Origin of the sequence: Microcystis sp. M53598_WE2 (assembly GCF_030067735.1) — a bacterium.
Taxonomy (GTDB): domain Bacteria; phylum Cyanobacteriota; class Cyanobacteriia; order Cyanobacteriales; family Microcystaceae; genus Microcystis; species Microcystis aeruginosa.
In genome coordinates this window covers 1-1621 of sequence record NZ_JASJFE010000138.1, presented here as the reverse complement: position 1 = coordinate 1621, position 1621 = coordinate 1, and the positions used below count along the sequence as shown (strand labels likewise).

2 protein-coding genes are annotated in these 1621 nt (G+C 38.6%); both read left to right on the top strand.

Features of this window, described 5'->3' with window-relative positions; translation table 11 throughout:
* Positions 1 to 233 precede the first annotated feature (233 nt).
* On the top strand, positions 234 to 1079 hold the full coding sequence (locus PX636_RS03115) for a hypothetical protein (protein ID WP_002798720.1): 846 nt from the start codon (positions 234 to 236) through the stop codon (positions 1077 to 1079).
* Positions 1080 to 1083: 4 nt separating this feature from the next.
* Positions 1084 to 1269, top strand: a complete 186-nt coding sequence (locus tag PX636_RS03110; protein WP_002798718.1) for a hypothetical protein — start codon at positions 1084 to 1086, stop codon at positions 1267 to 1269.
* Positions 1270 to 1621: the final 352 nt, after the last annotated feature.

Sequence of the window (1621 nt, the reverse complement as noted above, 5' to 3'; positions counted from 1 at the left end):
TGCAAACAATAAACAAAAAATCGCCAAAGCTTTACAAAAACTCGATAAACAGGGTTTTACCGTGGCAAACCCAGACAAAAAAGGTCAAGATAGAGGCAGTCTAGAGACTGATGTCAGATTTTCGTGAATAATCATTACAATTTTCCCGGTCAGCAGATTAAATAAATCGATCCTGAGAAGGATGCTGAAAAAAGCTGTAGTACAATTAGAACAAAGTACCTGTAGGGTTTCCTATGCGAGTTAAGCAAAAAACGCTGACTACACTCTTATTAGAGAATAAGGCTCCTAAATATCGTCCTTTTCTGGGGTTTTTTCTGGCTGGGTTTCCTTTGCTGTTTTTAGCCTATGTGGTTTCTTTCCAGCGCGCTTATCTCAACTGCATGAGGTTAGGCACAAAAAGAATAGATTGTCAATATGTCCAAGAGTATAATTTTCCTGTTTCTAGTCGGGAAAATTTTTCTTTAACTCACATTAAAGCTACGGCTGTCTATCAAGAAGTTTTTATCAGTGTTGAGCAGAAAAAAACTGTTAATAACACGGTTTTATTGGTCGGGAGAAATAACTATCTCTACATCGAGAATTTTCGGGATGTGCAGTCAGCTAGTGATTTTAAAACTCGATTTGAGAGTTTTGTGAATAGATATCAAGCTCAGGAAATTATTGCCAAAAGTCCCCTAGATACCTTGTCAGCACTGCTAGAACACCACCATAATTATCCCTATTATCTCTGGGGTATGTTATGCTTATTGTCAGGTCTGTTATTACTTTATGATGTCAGCTATTGGGAGAGTTATGTCTTTAATCAGGGTACCGCTACCCTAACCCGTAGGCGACAACATTTAACTTTTAGAAGTGAAAGTGATTATCTTCTAGAGAGAATTGTTGAGGCAAAAGTAGAAGAGTACAAAGGCTTTTTGGGGTCTAATTACCGACGGATTATTTTAACCTTATCCAACGGGGAAAAAATTATCCTCAATTGCCGGTTACTGGAATCTATCAGTAACGGAAAAAGGGAAGAAAAAATTCTGGCAATGATTGTCGAAAAGTTAAACTTAAGTCAAGAGGAACTGTTAATCTAAGTAAATGCGCTCAAATTCTAGTTATTTAAAGTCTCTTTTTTTCGGTTTCCTATTAGTGACCGTGTTAGTTTATATATTGCGCGGCATGGGAATATTATCTTTTTTACCAGGAGGATTAATTTTGTTATTAATTCTCTCTTCCGTGGTGACGGGAATTATCTACGGAATCGATAAAACCCGCCGTTTTTAGGAAAATATTGGCTCTTCCTTCCAGACAGAAACGAGAAGGCTGCATCTCATTTTTGTAAATCTACTAAGTTGGGATTTTTAAGGGGAAACTCTCGGCTAAAGTCGGGCGTTACTTTCGATTTTATCACTCAATCCAAGCTTTTGGGGGGTTCTACCCCCCAAACCCCCCGTTGGGGACGCAAGCGCCGTCCCCAAACCCCTCGCGCATTAGTTTTTCGGTGGGATGCTTACACGCAGCTGCTGATATATCTGTAATAATTTAAAAGTCACTCGACCGAATCTAAGACCTAATTGGTTAAGCTAAAAGCTTTGATGTGCTTAGTTTCTAACCTTCTTTTTAGGTAGGAGAATTG

What these genes read in the sequence shown, in the direction of transcription:
- PX636_RS03115 (WP_002798720.1), top strand. Translation starts at nt 234, where the DNA reads ATGCGAGTTAAGCAAAAAACGCTGACTACACTCTTATTAGAGAATAAG.
- PX636_RS03110 (WP_002798718.1), top strand. Translation starts at nt 1,084, where the DNA reads ATGCGCTCAAATTCTAGTTATTTAAAGTCTCTTTTTTTCGGTTTCCTA.